13 protein-coding genes are annotated in these 14,923 nt (G+C 55.4%); 4 read left to right on the top strand and 9 right to left on the bottom strand.

Annotated features, from left to right (window positions below; genetic code table 11):
* Positions 1-2: 2 nt before the first annotated feature.
* The 4 genes from hflD to BMZ32_RS10780 all read right to left on the bottom strand — a co-directional run bounded on the left by hflD (position 3) and on the right by BMZ32_RS10780 (position 4,581).
* Positions 3-623, bottom strand: coding sequence for a high frequency lysogenization protein HflD (gene hflD, locus BMZ32_RS10795; protein ID WP_090241970.1), 621 nt, complete (start codon positions 621-623; stop codon positions 3-5).
* The gene (gene mnmA / locus BMZ32_RS10790) at positions 620-1,738 is read right to left on the bottom strand and encodes a tRNA 2-thiouridine(34) synthase MnmA (protein WP_090241969.1); all 1,119 of its coding nucleotides are present in this window, start codon (positions 1,736-1,738) and stop codon (positions 620-622) included. Before mnmA ends, hflD begins: the two co-directional genes overlap by 4 nt.
* 61 nt (positions 1,739-1,799) lie before the next feature.
* Positions 1,800-2,240 (bottom strand): NUDIX hydrolase, encoded by a 441-nt coding sequence (locus BMZ32_RS10785; RefSeq protein ID WP_090241968.1) that lies wholly within the window; start codon positions 2,238-2,240, stop codon positions 1,800-1,802.
* Between the two features lie 115 nt (positions 2,241-2,355).
* Positions 2,356-4,581, bottom strand: coding sequence for an NADP-dependent isocitrate dehydrogenase (locus BMZ32_RS10780; RefSeq protein ID WP_090241967.1), 2,226 nt, complete (start codon positions 4,579-4,581; stop codon positions 2,356-2,358).
* 364 nt (positions 4,582-4,945) lie between these two features.
* Between BMZ32_RS10780 and icd the strand changes: the two genes are divergently transcribed.
* Positions 4,946-6,202, top strand: coding sequence for an NADP-dependent isocitrate dehydrogenase (gene icd / locus BMZ32_RS10775; RefSeq protein WP_090241966.1), 1,257 nt, complete (start codon positions 4,946-4,948; stop codon positions 6,200-6,202).
* Between the two features lie 70 nt (positions 6,203-6,272).
* Here icd and cspD read toward each other — a convergent pair whose 3' ends face one another.
* The gene (gene cspD / locus BMZ32_RS10770) at positions 6,273-6,536 is read right to left on the bottom strand and encodes a cold shock domain-containing protein CspD (protein WP_090241965.1); all 264 of its coding nucleotides are present in this window, start codon (positions 6,534-6,536) and stop codon (positions 6,273-6,275) included.
* A gap of 227 nt (positions 6,537-6,763) precedes the next feature.
* Here cspD and clpS point away from each other — a divergent pair, with 227 nt between their 5' ends.
* Together clpS and clpA are read left to right on the top strand one after the other, a co-directional pair.
* Positions 6,764-7,126, top strand: a complete 363-nt coding sequence (gene clpS, locus BMZ32_RS10765; RefSeq protein WP_090241964.1) for an ATP-dependent Clp protease adapter ClpS — start codon at positions 6,764-6,766, stop codon at positions 7,124-7,126.
* Between the two features lie 29 nt (positions 7,127-7,155).
* The gene (gene clpA, locus BMZ32_RS10760; protein WP_090241963.1) at positions 7,156-9,426 is read left to right on the top strand and encodes an ATP-dependent Clp protease ATP-binding subunit ClpA; all 2,271 of its coding nucleotides are present in this window, start codon (positions 7,156-7,158) and stop codon (positions 9,424-9,426) included.
* 98 nt (positions 9,427-9,524) lie between these two features.
* Here the strand turns inward: clpA and infA are convergent, their stop codons facing one another.
* The 4 genes from infA to trxB form a co-directional block, all read right to left on the bottom strand.
* The gene (gene infA, locus BMZ32_RS10755; protein WP_002553999.1) at positions 9,525-9,743 is read right to left on the bottom strand and encodes a translation initiation factor IF-1; all 219 of its coding nucleotides are present in this window, start codon (positions 9,741-9,743) and stop codon (positions 9,525-9,527) included.
* 100 nt (positions 9,744-9,843) lie between these two features.
* The gene (locus tag BMZ32_RS10750; protein WP_090241962.1) at positions 9,844-10,551 is read right to left on the bottom strand and encodes an arginyltransferase; all 708 of its coding nucleotides are present in this window, start codon (positions 10,549-10,551) and stop codon (positions 9,844-9,846) included.
* A 55-nt stretch (positions 10,552-10,606) separates the two neighbouring features.
* On the bottom strand, positions 10,607-11,287 hold the full coding sequence (aat, locus tag BMZ32_RS10745; RefSeq protein ID WP_090241961.1) for a leucyl/phenylalanyl-tRNA--protein transferase: 681 nt from the start codon (positions 11,285-11,287) through the stop codon (positions 10,607-10,609).
* 51 nt (positions 11,288-11,338) lie between these two features.
* Positions 11,339-12,289, bottom strand: coding sequence for a thioredoxin-disulfide reductase (trxB, locus tag BMZ32_RS10740; RefSeq protein ID WP_090241960.1), 951 nt, complete (start codon positions 12,287-12,289; stop codon positions 11,339-11,341).
* A 233-nt stretch (positions 12,290-12,522) separates the two neighbouring features.
* Here trxB and ftsK point away from each other — a divergent pair, with 233 nt between their 5' ends.
* Positions 12,523-14,922: a DNA translocase FtsK gene (ftsK, locus tag BMZ32_RS10735; RefSeq protein WP_208598710.1), complete on the top strand. Its 2,400-nt coding sequence runs from the start codon at positions 12,523-12,525 to the stop codon at positions 14,920-14,922.
* Position 14,923 lies beyond the last annotated feature (1 nt).

Raw genomic sequence — 14,923 nt, 5'->3', positions numbered from 1 at the left:
GTTCAGCCGCGCAGCAGCAGGTAGAGCTCTTTGAGCAACTTGCTGCGGCTGAACACCATCTGCCAGCGATGGCCGCCCAGCTGACGCCACAAACGCGCGGAGCGAATGCCAGCGAGCAGCAGTGCGCGGATTTTTGCGGCATTGTTGGCTTGCTGCAGGTGACGCATGTCGCCTTGCACCTGAATGCGCTGGCGGAACGTGCTGATGGTGTCCTGATACAGGCCACCGCAATTAGCGATCACATTTTCATGGGTCGGGCCGAAGTGCTCAACCTGCTGTTGAACCTGGTCGAGACGGCTGCCCATCACCTCTAGCATATCGCCACGCTTATTCAGTTGACGTTCGAGCGAGGTCAGGGCCAAAGCGTAACGCAGCGGGTCGCGCTGCAGGCAGGCAGGGTCGCGCTCCAGCGCACCGACCAATGCGCGGTAACCTTCGCGTAAATTAAGATCATCGCCGCCATACACGTCTAACGTACTCTTTGGGTCGCGTACCAGCAGGCTGTTAATTAAGCACGCCACGCCAGGCTCGCTGACCTGGCCAGTACGCGCCAGCGTGTCGACCAGCACGGCGGACTCAAATACAGCGCCGAGGGCGATCAACTGTTCACGTATAGGGTTCACGCCTGCTGCTCCCGTGCGGTCCAAGGCTCAGCCACTTCAATCACACCGCCTGCTAGGCAGATTTCACCGTCGTAAAACACCACGGATTGCCCTGGCGTAACCGCGCGCTGCGGTTCGACAAAGGTTGCGCGGTAGCCGCTGGAGGTTTGCTCCAGCGTGCAGGCCTGATCGCTCTGGCGATAACGCACTTTGGCAGTCAGCTGACGTGGGGTGGTTAAATCTATCGGATTGACCCAGTAGATCTCGGAAGCGAGCAGGGCGCGGCTAAACAACCAGGGGTGCTGATTGCCTTGGCCAACCACCAGCACGTTGCGTATCAGGTCTTTCTGCAGCACATACCAAGGCTCATCGCTGGCATCTTTCAGGCCGCCAATACCTAGGCCCTGGCGCTGACCGATGGTGTGGTACATCAGACCGTGGTGGCGGCCGATGACCTCCCCTTCAGTGGTTTCGATGTTGCCCGGCTGAGCCGGCAGGTATTGCTTGAGGAAGTCACTGAAGCGCCGCTCACCAATAAAGCAGATGCCGGTGGAATCTTTCTTTTTCGCGGTGGCCAGCTGGTATTTTTCGGCAATGGCGCGCACGGCAGGTTTTTCCAGCTCGCCAACGGGGAACAGCGTTTTAGCAATCTGCTCACCGCCAACGGCATGCAGGAAGTAGCTCTGATCCTTATTAGGATCCAAGCCTTTGAGCAACTCTGTACGGCCGTCTATATCGCGGCGACGCACATAGTGGCCGGTGGCAATCAGGTCGGCACCGAGCATCAGGGCGTAGTCGAGGAAGGCCTTGAACTTGATTTCGCGGTTACACAGGATGTCTGGGTTGGGCGTTCGCCCAGCCTTGTATTCGGCCAGGAAGTGCTCGAACACGTTGTCCCAGTATTCGGCGGCGAAATTGGCAGTGTGCAGCGTGATGCCAATCTTGTCGCACACCGCCTGCGCATCCGCTAGATCGTCCATGGCGGTGCAGTAGTCGGTGCCGTCGTCTTCGTCCCAGTTCTTCATGAACAGGCCTTCGACCTGATAGCCCTGTTCGAGCAGGAGCACGGCGGAAACAGAGGAATCTACGCCGCCGGACATGCCGACGATGACGCGTTGGGTGCTTGGCTCTTGCATGGGGATACTGGACACGGCTTCGAAAAAGAGAGCGATTCTAGCAGGCTGATGCGCTCGGCCGTTAATCGCGGATCAACGACAGCGGAAAACAGTGCCCGCTCAGGTAGTCATCGATGCAGCGCACTACCAACTCGCTGCGCCAGCGCTCAGGTTGAGCCGCCAGCTCATCACGCGTTAGCCAGCACGGGCCGATGATGCCGTGATCCAGTGTGTACTCGGGATGATGACGCAGCGCTTTGCCGGCAAAACATACGCGTTGGTAGGTCACGCCGTTGCTCGGCGCGGTGTACAGATAGATTCCCGTCACACCTGTCAGCTCGACATCCCAGCCAGTTTCCTCAAGGGTTTCGCGAATGGCTGCCTGCAACAGGCTCTCGTTAGCGTCCAGATGACCGGCGGGCTGGTTGAATACGGCTCGACCTTCCGCCATTTCTTCGACCAAAAGGAAGCGCCCCTGGTCTTCGATGACGGTGGCGACGGTGATATGTGGCTGCCAATCCATATAAATTCGACCTGCTGATAAAGTGACGATCATAACGTGATTTTCCGGCTGCATAACGCAGAAACCCCAGCCTAAGGCCGGGGTTTCTGCGTTATAACAGGTTGGGCATTAGACGTTACGCAAGCGCAGCGAGGGCCGCGTTGAACGTAGCGCTTGGGCGCATAACCTGACTGGTCAGCTGCGGGTTGGAGCGGTAGTAACCACCAATATCCACTGGCTTGCCCTGTACCGCGCTGAGCTCGGCAACGATAGCCGATTCATTCTCGCTTAGGTTTTTTGCCAGGGGTGCGAACTGCGCCTGCAGCGCCAAGTCTTCACTCTGCGCCGCCAGCTCCTGTGCCCAGTAAAGCGCCAGGTAGAAGTGGCTACCACGGTTGTCCAACTCACCAGTTTTGCGCGAAGGCGACTTGTTGCTGTCGAGCAACTTACCGGTCGCCGCGTCCAGGGTTGTGCCCAGGAGCTTGGCTTTCGGGTTGTTGGTCTTAATTCCGGTTTCTTCCAGGGACACGGCCAGAGCCAAGAACTCGCCCAGCGAATCCCAGCGCAGGTGGTTTTCTTCGGTCAGCTGTTGCACGTGCTTAGGTGCAGAGCCGCCCGCACCGGTTTCATACATGCCGCCGCCCGCCATCAGCGGAACGATGGACAGCATCTTCGCCGAAGTCCCCAGCTCCATGATCGGGAACAGGTCAGTCAGGTAGTCGCGCAACACGTTACCGGTGACCGAGATGGTATCTAGGCCACGAGTCAGGCGCTCCATGCTCACGCGGATGGCTTGGTTGTAATCCATCATGCGGATGTCTAGGCCGGTCAGGTCGTGATCCTGCAGATAAGTTTCAACCTTCTTCTGCAGCTCACGATCGTGCGCACGCTCAGGGTCGAGCCAGAAGATTGCCGGTGTGTTGGACTGGCGAGCGCGAGTCACGGCCAGCTTGACCCAGTCACGGATAGGCGCATCTTTAGTCTGGCAGGCGCGCCAGATATCACCCGCTTCAACTTCGTGCTGCATGAGCAACGTGCCGTCAGCCAGCACGACACGCATGCTGCCGTCGACGGTCATTTCGAAGGTTTTGTCGTGGGAGCCGTACTCTTCAGCCTTCTGCGCCATCAGACCAACGTTCGGTACGCTGCCCATGGTGGTGGGGTCGAATGCGCCGTTGGTTTTGCAGAAGTTAATCATTTCTTGGTAAATGCGGGCGTAGGTGCTTTCCGGCATCACCGCTTTGGTGTCCTTGAGCTTACCGTCTTTGCCCCACATCTTCCCGGAGCTGCGGATCATCGCTGGCATCGAGGCGTCAACGATCACGTCACTGGGGATGTGCAGGTTGGTGATGCCTTTAACGGAATCAACCATGGCCATTTCTGGACGACCGCTGTAGCAGGCATGAATATCGTCGAGGATTTCTTCCTGCTGTGAGGTCGGCAGAGATTTGATCTTGTCGTAAACACTGCTGATGCCGTTATTCGGGTTTACGCCCAGCTCGTTGAACAAGGTGGCGTACTTGTCGAACACGCCTTTGTAATACACGCTGACCGCGTGACCAAAGACGATCGGGTGGGAGACCTTCATCATGGTCGCTTTAACGTGCAGGGACCACATCACGCCAGTGTCCTTGCAGTCTTGCAGGGTCTTTTCGAAGAAGTCGCGCAGCTGGCGGCAGCTCATGTACATGCTGTCGAAAACTTCGCCTTCTTGCAGGGTGAGCTGCTTCTTGATCTCGACCTTGCCGTCTTTACCCACGAACTCAATGCGCACGTCACCGGCTTTGGCCATGGTGATCGACTGCTCGCTGGAGAAGAAGTCACCGCCGCGCATATAGTCGGCGTGTGACTGCGATGCCATGCTCCATTGACCCATTGAATGCGGGTGTTTACGCACAAAAGCTTTTACCGCGGCCGGTGCGCGACGGTCGGAGTTGCCTTCACGCAGCACCGGGTTGACCGCGCTGCCGAGCACTTTGCTGTAGCGCGCACGGGCTTCTTTCTCAGCGTCTGTTTTCGGGTCTTCAGGGAAATTCGGGATGTCAAAGCCCTGAGCCTGAAGCTCGGCGATGGCACCTTTCAGCTGTGGCACCGAGGCACTGATGTTAGGCAACTTAATAATGTTGGCTTCAGGTGAAGTTGCCAAAATTGCCAGCTTGGCTAGATCATCATCGATCTGCTTATCGGCACCCAGCTGGTCAGCAAAACTGGCGAGGATGCGCGCTGCAAGAGAGATGTCGCGTGTTTCGACGGCAATCCCAGCAGAGGCTGCGAAGGCTTCTACAATAGGTAGGAGCGAATAGGTCGCAAGGGCTGGGGCTTCGTCAGTGAAGGTATAAATGATCTTCGAAGGGGTGGACATTTAGAGTTAACTCTCTTCTTTGCTGAGCGTACATAAGCACTCGACAAGCGCAGATAAGCGCCAAAGCCCAAGGAATGATCGGGCCTGAAATCGAGGTCTTGCCGCGGTGATGTTGGATGCACCAGTAGAGTGTTGAGCATATCGAGCCGTTGAATCGCGGTAGCAGTTCGACGGTTTCAAGACGCGATCCACTTATTCGGGGTACCTACGCCTTATGACCTGTTGGTCAGGCGCGCAGTATATCACTGCCGCCGTACGTCACAGAATGCCTTGGCGCATAAGACCAATGAACATATGGTTTCACTCGATTCAAGTGGGGTACTCTCGAGTGATCTGACTGTTTAACCACAAGACGGAGTCCAGCATGGGATACCAAAAGATCCAGGTGCCAGCAATCGGTGACAAAATCACCGTTAATGCCGATACATCTCTGAATGTACCGAATAACCCAATCATTCCTTTCATTGAAGGTGATGGTATTGGTGTCGATATCAGCCCGGTAATGATCAAAGTCGTTGATGCTGCCGTCCAGAAAGCCTACGGCGGAGAGCGCAAGATCTCCTGGATGGAAGTGTATGCCGGAGAGAAAGCCACTCAGGTTTACGACCAGGACACCTGGCTACCTCAGGAAACCTTGGATGCAGTAAAGGATTACGTTGTGTCCATCAAGGGACCGCTGACGACCCCAGTGGGTGGCGGTATCCGCTCTCTGAACGTTGCCCTACGTCAGCAGCTCGATCTGTATGTCTGCCTGCGTCCAGTTCGTTGGTTCGAAGGTGTGCCGAGCCCAGTAAAGAAGCCACAGGACGTCGATATGACGATCTTCCGTGAAAACTCGGAAGACATTTATGCCGGTATCGAGTGGAAGGCCGGCTCGCCGGAAGCCATCAAGGTAATCAAGTTCCTCAAAGAGGAAATGGGCGTCACCAAGATTCGCTTCGACCAGGATTGCGGTATCGGCGTTAAACCTGTTTCTAAAGAAGGTACCAAGCGTCTCGCGCGTAAGGCTCTGCAGTATGTGGTCGATAACGACCGCGACTCGCTGACCATCGTGCACAAAGGCAACATTATGAAGTTCACCGAAGGTGCCTTCAAAGAGTGGGCTTACGAAATTGCTGCTGAAGAGTTCGGCGCAACCCTGCTTGATGGCGGCCCTTGGATGCAGTTCAAGAATCCGAAAACCGGCAAGAACGTCATTGTTAAGGATGCCATCGCCGACGCCATGCTCCAGCAGATCCTGCTGCGTCCTGCTGAGTACGATGTAATCGCCACCCTGAACCTCAATGGTGACTACCTGTCCGACGCCCTGGCGGCTGAGGTGGGCGGTATCGGTATCGCTCCGGGCGCCAACCTGTCAGACACCATTGCCATGTTCGAAGCCACCCACGGCACTGCGCCGAAGTACGCTGGCAAGGATCAGGTGAACCCGGGTTCGCTGATCCTTTCTGCCGAAATGATGCTGCGCCATATGGGCTGGATCGAAGCCGCCGACTTGATTATCAAGGGCACCAATGGCGCTATCTCGGCCAAGACTGTGACCTATGATTTTGAGCGACTGATGGACGGTGCCAAGCTGCTTTCATGCTCGGCATTCGGTGATGCGTTGATTTCGCACATGTAGGCGAAGGTGCAGTAAAAAAAGGCCGGTCAATTGACCGGCCTTTTTTGTTGGCAGTCAGCTACCTAGGCAGTCAGACATCAACCATTGTTTCATGATGCTGCTTGATAGTGGCAGGTGCTTCAATGACCGCATTTGCCGCGCTGATGTTGACGGCGTGGAGCCCTTTGGGGCCTTGAATAATATCGAAGCTTACCGGCTGGCCAGCCTTCAGCGTTTTATAGCCGTCCATTTGGATGGCCGAGTAATGGGCGAACAGGTCCTCATCTCGACCATCAGCGACGATAAACCCGTAACCTTTGGCGTTGTTGAACCACTTGACCTTACCGCTAACCATGCTGATATCCCTCTGCAAAGGACTCCATCACTGGAGTATCATCCACTCACTCCGCACGTTGCTTGACATGCGCCAGCAACACTGCAGAACCCCTCTAATACCCGCATAGGGCATTCATTGTTTGTAACACCGTTTTGCCGATAGTCAAGGCAATGCTGTAACTGGCTGAGAAGCCGGTCAAACTCTGTCCAGTACAGACTATTCGCCCATCAACGAAGCTATTCAGCATGCATGCACGTAGCCAGATTCGACTAACATCCAACCAAGACGATCCCGCCGAGCATGAGGATGACTCCTATGGCTTGGCCGTACAGGAGGCTAAGCCCGCACTGCAGGCGCCTCCGATGTACAAGGTGATTTTGTTTAATGATGACTACACCCCAATGGATTTTGTGGTCGAGATTCTCGAGGTTTTTTTCAGCCTGAATCGAGAACAAGCGACCAAAATCATGCTGGCCGTCCATACAGAGGGGCGGGCAGTATGTGGAGTGTTTACTCGTGATATTGCTGAAACCAAAGCGACACAGGTGAATCAATATGCGAGAGAGAGCCAGCATCCGCTACTCTGTGAAATAGAGAAGGACGGTTAACGCCGGCCACTTGGGCATGAGGTGAAGCTATGTTAAATCGAGAGCTCGAAGTCACCCTCAATCTGGCTTTCAAGGAGGCTCGTACCAAGCGTCATGAATTTATGACGGTTGAGCACTTGCTGCTGGCCCTTCTTGATAATGAGGCCGCCGCTAGCGTATTGCGTGCGTGCGGTGCCAACCTAGACAAGTTGCGGCATGACCTGCAGGAGTTTATCGACTCCACCACGCCGTTAATTCCCCAGCACGATGAAGAACGCGAGACCCAGCCTACGCTCGGTTTCCAGCGCGTTCTGCAGCGTGCAGTTTTCCACGTGCAAAGCTCCGGCAAGCGTGAGGTTACCGGCGCTAATGTACTGGTTGCGATTTTTAGCGAGCAGGAAAGCCAAGCGGTATTTCTGCTTAAGCAGCAGAGCGTCGCACGTATCGATGTGGTCAATTTTATTGCTCATGGTATCTCTAAGGTGCCAGGCCACGGCGGTCATGCGGAAACCGAACAGGAAATGCAGGACGAAGAGGGTGGTGAATCCGCCAGCTCCAGCAATCCTCTTGATGCTTATGCCAGCAATTTGAACGAATTGGCTCGTCAGGGTCGAATTGATCCACTGGTCGGTCGTGAAATGGAAGTTGAGCGTGTGGCGCAGATTCTCGCGCGCCGGCGCAAAAATAATCCTCTGCTGGTCGGTGAGGCTGGCGTGGGTAAGACAGCCATTGCCGAGGGGCTGGCTAAGCGCATCGTCGATAAGCAGGTGCCTGATCTGCTGGCAGACAGCGTGGTCTACTCCCTAGATTTAGGTGCGCTACTGGCCGGTACCAAATACCGCGGTGACTTCGAGAAGCGCTTGAAGGCGTTGCTCAATGAGTTGCGTAAGCGCCCACATGCCATTCTGTTTATCGATGAAATCCACACCATTATCGGCGCTGGCGCAGCGTCTGGTGGGGTTATGGATGCATCCAACCTGCTCAAGCCAATGTTGTCGTCGGGTGAAATTCGTTGTATTGGCTCGACAACATTCCAAGAGTTTCGCGGTATTTTCGAGAAGGACCGTGCCCTGGCGCGGCGCTTCCAGAAAGTCGATGTGGTTGAGCCTTCGGTCGAAGACACCATTGGCATTCTGCGTGGTCTGAAAGGCCGCTTCGAACAGCACCACAGTATCGAGTACAGCGATGAGGCTCTGCGCGCAGCCGCTGAGCTCGCCTCGCGCTATATCAACGATCGCCACATGCCTGACAAGGCCATTGATGTAATCGATGAGGCAGGGGCTTATCAGCGTCTGCAGCCACTGGATAAGCGTTTGACTCGTATTGATGTGGCACAGGTTGAAGATATCGTGGCGAAAATTGCCCGTATTCCGCCTAAGCATGTCAGCAGCTCGGATAAAGAATTGTTACGCAATCTTGAGCGCGACCTAAAACTCACTGTTTTTGGGCAAGACGCTGCGATTGACTCGCTGTCGACTGCAATCAAGCTGTCGCGCGCCGGTCTTAAAGCGCCCGACAAACCGGTTGGCTCGTTCTTGTTCGCTGGTCCTACCGGGGTCGGTAAAACAGAGGCCGCGCGCCAATTGGCTAAAGCCTTGGGGGTTGAGCTAGTTCGCTTCGACATGTCCGAGTACATGGAGCGCCATACTGTGTCGCGTCTGATCGGTGCGCCACCAGGCTATGTTGGCTTTGACCAAGGTGGTTTGTTAACCGAGGCGATCACCAAGACGCCACACTGCGTGCTGCTACTTGATGAGATCGAGAAGGCTCACCCAGAGGTCTTTAACCTGCTGCTGCAAGTTATGGATCACGGAACCCTGACCGATAACAACGGCCGCAAAGCAGACTTCCGTAACGTGATTGTGATTATGACCACAAACGCCGGGGCTGAAACGGCTGCGCGGGCATCCATTGGCTTTACCCGTCAGGACCACTCGTCTGATGCCATGGAAGTGATCAAGAAAAGCTTCACGCCGGAATTCCGCAACCGTCTGGATACCATTATTCAGTTCGGCCGCCTGAGTCACGAGGTGATCAAAAGCATCGTCGACAAGTTCCTTACAGAGCTGCAAGCACAGCTTGAGGACAAACGGGTCACACTGGAAGTCAGTAGTGCGGCACGTAGCTGGTTGGCGGAGAGTGGTTATGACGTGCAAATGGGGGCGCGGCCAATGGCACGCTTGATCCAGGACAAGATCAAGCGTCCGCTGGCGGAAGAGATACTCTTTGGTGAGCTGGCTGACCACGGTGGTGTGGTGCGTATCGACATAGAAGATGGTGAGCTGACCTTCGATTTCGAAACCACGGCAGAAATGGCCTAAGCGTAGTTTTTACGCGCACAAAAACGCCCGGCATTGCCGGGCGTTTTTACTGGAGCTTGGTGTAACAGATGCCGGAAAACTAGGTTTTCAGCGGCCTGTTAGCGGGCGCGATAGGTAATACGGCCCTTGCTCAAGTCATAAGGCGTAAGTTCAACACGAACTTTGTCGCCAGTCAGAATGCGGATGTAATTTTTGCGCATCTTTCCGGAGATGTGCGCAGTAACGACGTGCCCATTTTCCAACTCCACACGGAACATGGTGTTGGGCAGGGTGTCGACGACAGTGCCTTCCATTTCGAAGCTGTCTTCTTTCGACATGCAGTAAAGCCCTCGGTATCCAATGAATGGCCCGGTGCAACTGGCGCCAGGCAAAAGCGGCGTGCATTGTGCCCGAAATTTGGGGTTTACGCCAAGCGCTTCAGTTAATGCTGGTCCAACGCTGGTTGACGAATAGCTCGATGGGTCGATATTGAGTCTTGTAACTCATCTTGCGACAGCTCTTGATCCAGTAACCCAAATAGAGTGCATGCAGCCCAATACGGGCGGCTTCGGCGATTTGCCAAAGGATGGCAAAGCGTCCGAGGCTGCGTCGTTCCTCGCTTGGCTCATAAAAAGTGTAAACCGCAGACAGTCCATTGGGCAGCACATCAGTCACGGCGATTGCCAGCAGCTGGTTACCCAAACGGAACTCGTAGAAGCGTGAGAATGCTAAATCGCGTACTAGAAAGGTCGAGAATTGTTCGCGGTTGGGCGGGTACATATCACCATTGGCATGCCGCTGCTCAATATAGCGCGCATACAGTGCGTAATATTCCTCGGTAAAAGCTGGGCGCACGATGCGCACCTGAATGTCCTGATTGCGTTTGAGTATGCGTCGTTGCTGGCGGCTGGGGCTGAACTGCGCAGCTGGGATGCGTGCTGGGATGCACGCGTTGCATCGTTGGCAGTGCGGCCGGTAAAGATGGTCGCCGCTACGGCGGAAACCCATTTCCGAAAGTTCAGCGTAAACCTCCACATCCATCGGCTGGCTGGGGTCGAGGAACAGAGTTGTAGCCTGTTCATCGGGCAGGTAGCTGCAGGGGTGTGGTTGAGTGGCATAAAACTTCAGGCGGGCCAGCTCAGTCATGATCGGCTCTCGGGATCGGTCTTCAAACAAGTGTAAGCCAGGCTGGCTAACTCGCCTAGGCGAGCCAGTCGGCTTGGTTGGGCTGGTCAAGGTGAGCACTCAGGTAGCATGCAAACTCATCTCTTGAAATCGTTTCGGCGCCGAGGCTAAGCAAGTGTTCAGTAGGCATCTGGCAGTCGATCAGAGCAAAGCCCCAGTGTTCCAATCGCTCAACCAAGGTGGCGAAACCCACTTTGGATGCGTTATCTGCATGGCTAAACATCGACTCGCCAAAAAATAGCTGGCCCATGGCCAGACCGTATAGCCCGCCAATCAGCTGATTATCACGCCAGACTTCGACTGAGTGCGCCACGCCTCGTTTGTGCAACTCAAGGTAGGCGTCCTGCATGGGGCTGGTGATCCATGTTTCTGCTGCATAGCTGCGTGGGCCTGCGCAGGCGCGAATGACATCAGCGAACGCTTGGTCAAAAGTCACTCGATAACGCGCTTGGCGCAGCACCTTGGCCAGGCTGCGAGAGATGTGAAGCTTGTTGGGTAGCAGAACGGTGCGCGGGTCTGGAGACCACCAGAGAATTGGTTGGTCATCCTGGAACCAGGGGAAGCAGCCGTGACGATAGGCCTCTATCAAGCGTTCTGGCCGCAGATCACCACCTGCAGCAAGCAGGCCGTTGGGCTCACGTAGGGCTTTATTGAGTGGTGGGAAAATCAAGGAGTCGCGTTGCAGCCACGTCAGCATGTGCAAGCCCTGGGGTAGGGCAGGGCGGATGTAGGCCCGCCCTGAAGTGAATCAATTGTCGTCGAGGAATTTCTCGACATCCAGCGCTGCCATACAGCCGGCACCTGCTGAGGTGATGGCCTGGCGGTAGACGTGGTCGGCCACGTCGCCTGCTGCGAACACCCCTTCGATGCTAGTAGCGGTGGCGTTGCCTTCATTGCCGCCTTTGATCAGCAGGTAGCCGTCACGCATTTCCAGCTGTCCCAGGAATAGATCGGTATTAGGTTTATGACCGATGGCAATAAATACGCCAGCCAGCGGTAGGTCGGTTGTAACGCCGGTTTGCGTATCTTTCAGGCGCGCGCCAGTAACACCGGTGTTGTCGCCCAGAACTTCTTCCAGCGAGTGGTTCCAATGCAACACCACATTACCGTTGGCAGCCTTGTCGAACAGCTTGTCTTGCAGGATTTTCTCCGAGCGCAGCTTGTCGCGGCGATGAACCAGGTGAACCTCCTTGGCGATATTCGACAGATACAAGGCCTCTTCGACCGCGGTGTTACCACCGCCGATCACCGCAACCACCTGGTTGCGGTAGAAGAAGCCGTCGCAGGTCGCACAGGCCGATACACCCTTGCCGGCAAATGCTTCTTCCGACGGCAGGCCCAGGTACTGCGCCGAGGCGCCGGTGGCAATAATCAATGCGTCACAGGTATAAGTACCGCTGTCACCTTTCAATGTGAAAGGGCGCGACTGCAACTCAGCGGTATGGATGTGGTCATAGACAATCTCGGTGTCGAAGCGCTCCGCATGCTTTTGCATGCGCTCCATCAGCGCTGGGCCGGTCAGGCCCTCGACATCACCGGGCCAGTTGTCCACTTCAGTTGTAGTGGTCAGCTGACCGCCGGGTTGAATGCCGGTAATGATCACAGGCTTGAGGTTGGCGCGGGCAGCGTAAACGGCAGCGCTATAACCGGCAGGGCCGGAGCCCAGGATGATCAAGCGTGAATGCTTGACTTCGCTCATAAAAACACCTCATAAGCCTTTGTCACAAAAGAGAATGCATGCTCCAATTGAGCCGCACGGACGATATCGGTCAACATGCTACACCGAAGCGGCTAAAGAGCGGGAGTCAACCGCCTGAGCCTGCCTGAGCGAATGGCTGAAACATTCCACGGACTGGTTAAACCCGTACAATCACCACACATTTTAATTGTTAATCCTCTATTCGGCGTCTTTGGCGCAGGAACACATGCGTTTTGAAGAAATCTAGCCCAACCGCCCAACTCCCTCTCTGGCGTCAGCAACTGCCTTATCGATTAAAAGAAGGCGCATTGATTGGCTTGGGCGCGCTTTGCCTTTATTTGTGGATGGCACTGCTGACTTACGATGCGGCGGATCCGGGTTGGACCCACACCAGTAATGTTGAACAAGTACAGAACTCAGCCGGCCGCGCGGGCGCCTGGTTTGCCGATATTTTGTTTATGGCGCTAGGCTATTTCGCCTATGTTTTCCCGCTGCTGCTGGCCGTCAAAACCTTACAGGTATTCCGCGCACGCCATCAGCCGTGGCAGTGGAGCGGCTGGCTGTTTTCCTGGCGCCTGATTGGCCTGATGTTTCTGGTGCTGTCCGGGGCTGCGCTGGCATTTATCCACTTTGATGCCGGTTCGAGCATGCCAGCTTCTGCTGGTGGTGCACTGGGTGAAAGCCTTGGCCAGCTGGCTATTAATGGGTTGAACGTGCAGGGCAGCACGCTACTGTTGATTGCGTTTTTTCTTTTCGGATTGACCGTGTTTGCCGACTTATCCTGGTTCAAGGTGATGGACTTGACCGGCAAAATCACTCTGGATTTGATCGAGCTTATTCAGAGCCTGGCCAATCGCTGGTGGAATGCTCGGCTTGAGCGTAAGCAGTTGGTTGCGCAGCTGCGCGAGGTCGATGAGCGTGTCAGTGACGTGTCCGCACCGATAGTGCTGGACCGTCGCGAGCAAGCTAAAGTCAAAGAACGCCTTATTCAGCGCGAAGAATCGCTAAGCAAACACATGAGTGAGCGTGTTAACCGCGCAGCGCCGGTCATCGCTCCTTCAGTTGCGCCGAAAGAAACTGAGCCCAGCAAGCGTGTACTCAAAGAAAAACAGGTCAATCTCTTCGAAGACAGCGCTCTAGCTGGTAGCTTGCCGCCGATCTCGATCCTCGATGTGGCTGAAAAAGTACAGAAGAAATATTCGCCCGAATACCTTGAGGCCATGTCACGTCTGCTGGAAATCAAACTCAAGGAATTTGGCGTCGAGGTTATCGTCGAGTCCGTTCATCCGGGCCCGGTGATTACCCGCTTCGAGATCCAGCCCGCAGCGGGGATCAAAGTCAGCCGTATTTCCGGCCTGGCCAAAGACTTGGCGCGCTCGATGGCGATCATCAGCGTGCGCGTCGTAGAAGTTATTCCAGGTAAAACCACGGTCGGTATCGAGATACCCAACGAAGACCGACAGATTGTGCGCTTCTCCGAAGTATTGTCGTCACCTGAATATGATGAGGCCAAGTCTCCGGTGACTCTGGCGCTAGGCCATGACATCGGCGGTAAACCGGTGATTACCGACCTGGCGAAGATGCCTCACTTGTTGGTAGCCGGTACCACCGGTTCCGGAAAGTCGGTCGGAGTTAACGCGATGATTTTGTCGATCCTGTTCAAGTCGACGCCAGAAGAGGCGCGCTTGATTATGATCGATCCAAAGATGCTCGAGCTGTCGATCTACGAAGGTATTCCGCACCTGCTATGCCCTGTCGTCACCGACATGAAAGAGGCCGCTAATGCTTTGCGTTGGTCGGTGGCCGAGATGGAACGCCGCTATAAGCTGATGTCGAAAATGGGCGTGCGCAACCTGGCTGGCTTTAACCGTAAGGTCAAAGATGCCATCGAGGCAGGCGAACCGCTTTCTGACCCGCTGTACAAGCGCGAAAGCATGCACGACGAAGCACCGCTGCTGAAACCTCTGCCCACCATCGTGGTGGTGGTCGATGAGTTCGCCGACATGATGATGATTGTTGGTAAAAAGGTTGAAGAGCTGATCGCGCGTATCGCGCAAAAAGCCCGTGCGGCGGGGATTCACCTGATTCTAGCTACGCAGCGTCCCTCGGTCGATGTGATCACCGGTCTGATCAAGGCCAACATCCCTACCCGAATGGCGTTTCAGGTTTCGAGCAAGATCGACTCACGTACCATTCTTGATCAAGGCGGCGCCGAACAGCTGCTTGGCCACGGTGACATGCTATATATGCCGCCGGGTACGAGCTTGCCGATCCGCGTCCACGGCGCTTTTGTTTCCGACGAAGAAGTCCATCGGGTCGTCGAGGCCTGGAAGCAGCGCGGTACGCCGGACTATATCGAGGAAATTCTTAATGGTGCTGAGGAGGCCGGCAGTGGTTTCGAAGGCAGCGGCGAGGGTGGCGAAGACAGCGAGACCGATGCGCTCTACGATGAAGCGGTCAACTTTGTCCTCGAGAGCCGCCGCGCGTCGATTTCCGCCGTGCAGCGCAAACTGAAAATTGGCTACAACCGCGCCGCACGAATGATTGAGGCCATGGAAATGGCCGGTGTCGTAACCTCAATGAACACAAATGGCTCTCGCGAGGTCATAGCACCTAGCCCTGTTCGCGATTAAT

This window comes from Pseudomonas guineae, from assembly GCF_900113745.1.
Taxonomy (GTDB): domain Bacteria; phylum Pseudomonadota; class Gammaproteobacteria; order Pseudomonadales; family Pseudomonadaceae; genus Aquipseudomonas; species Aquipseudomonas guineae.
Note: the sequence above shows the minus strand (reverse complement) of the source record. Positions and strands in the feature narration are given on the sequence as shown.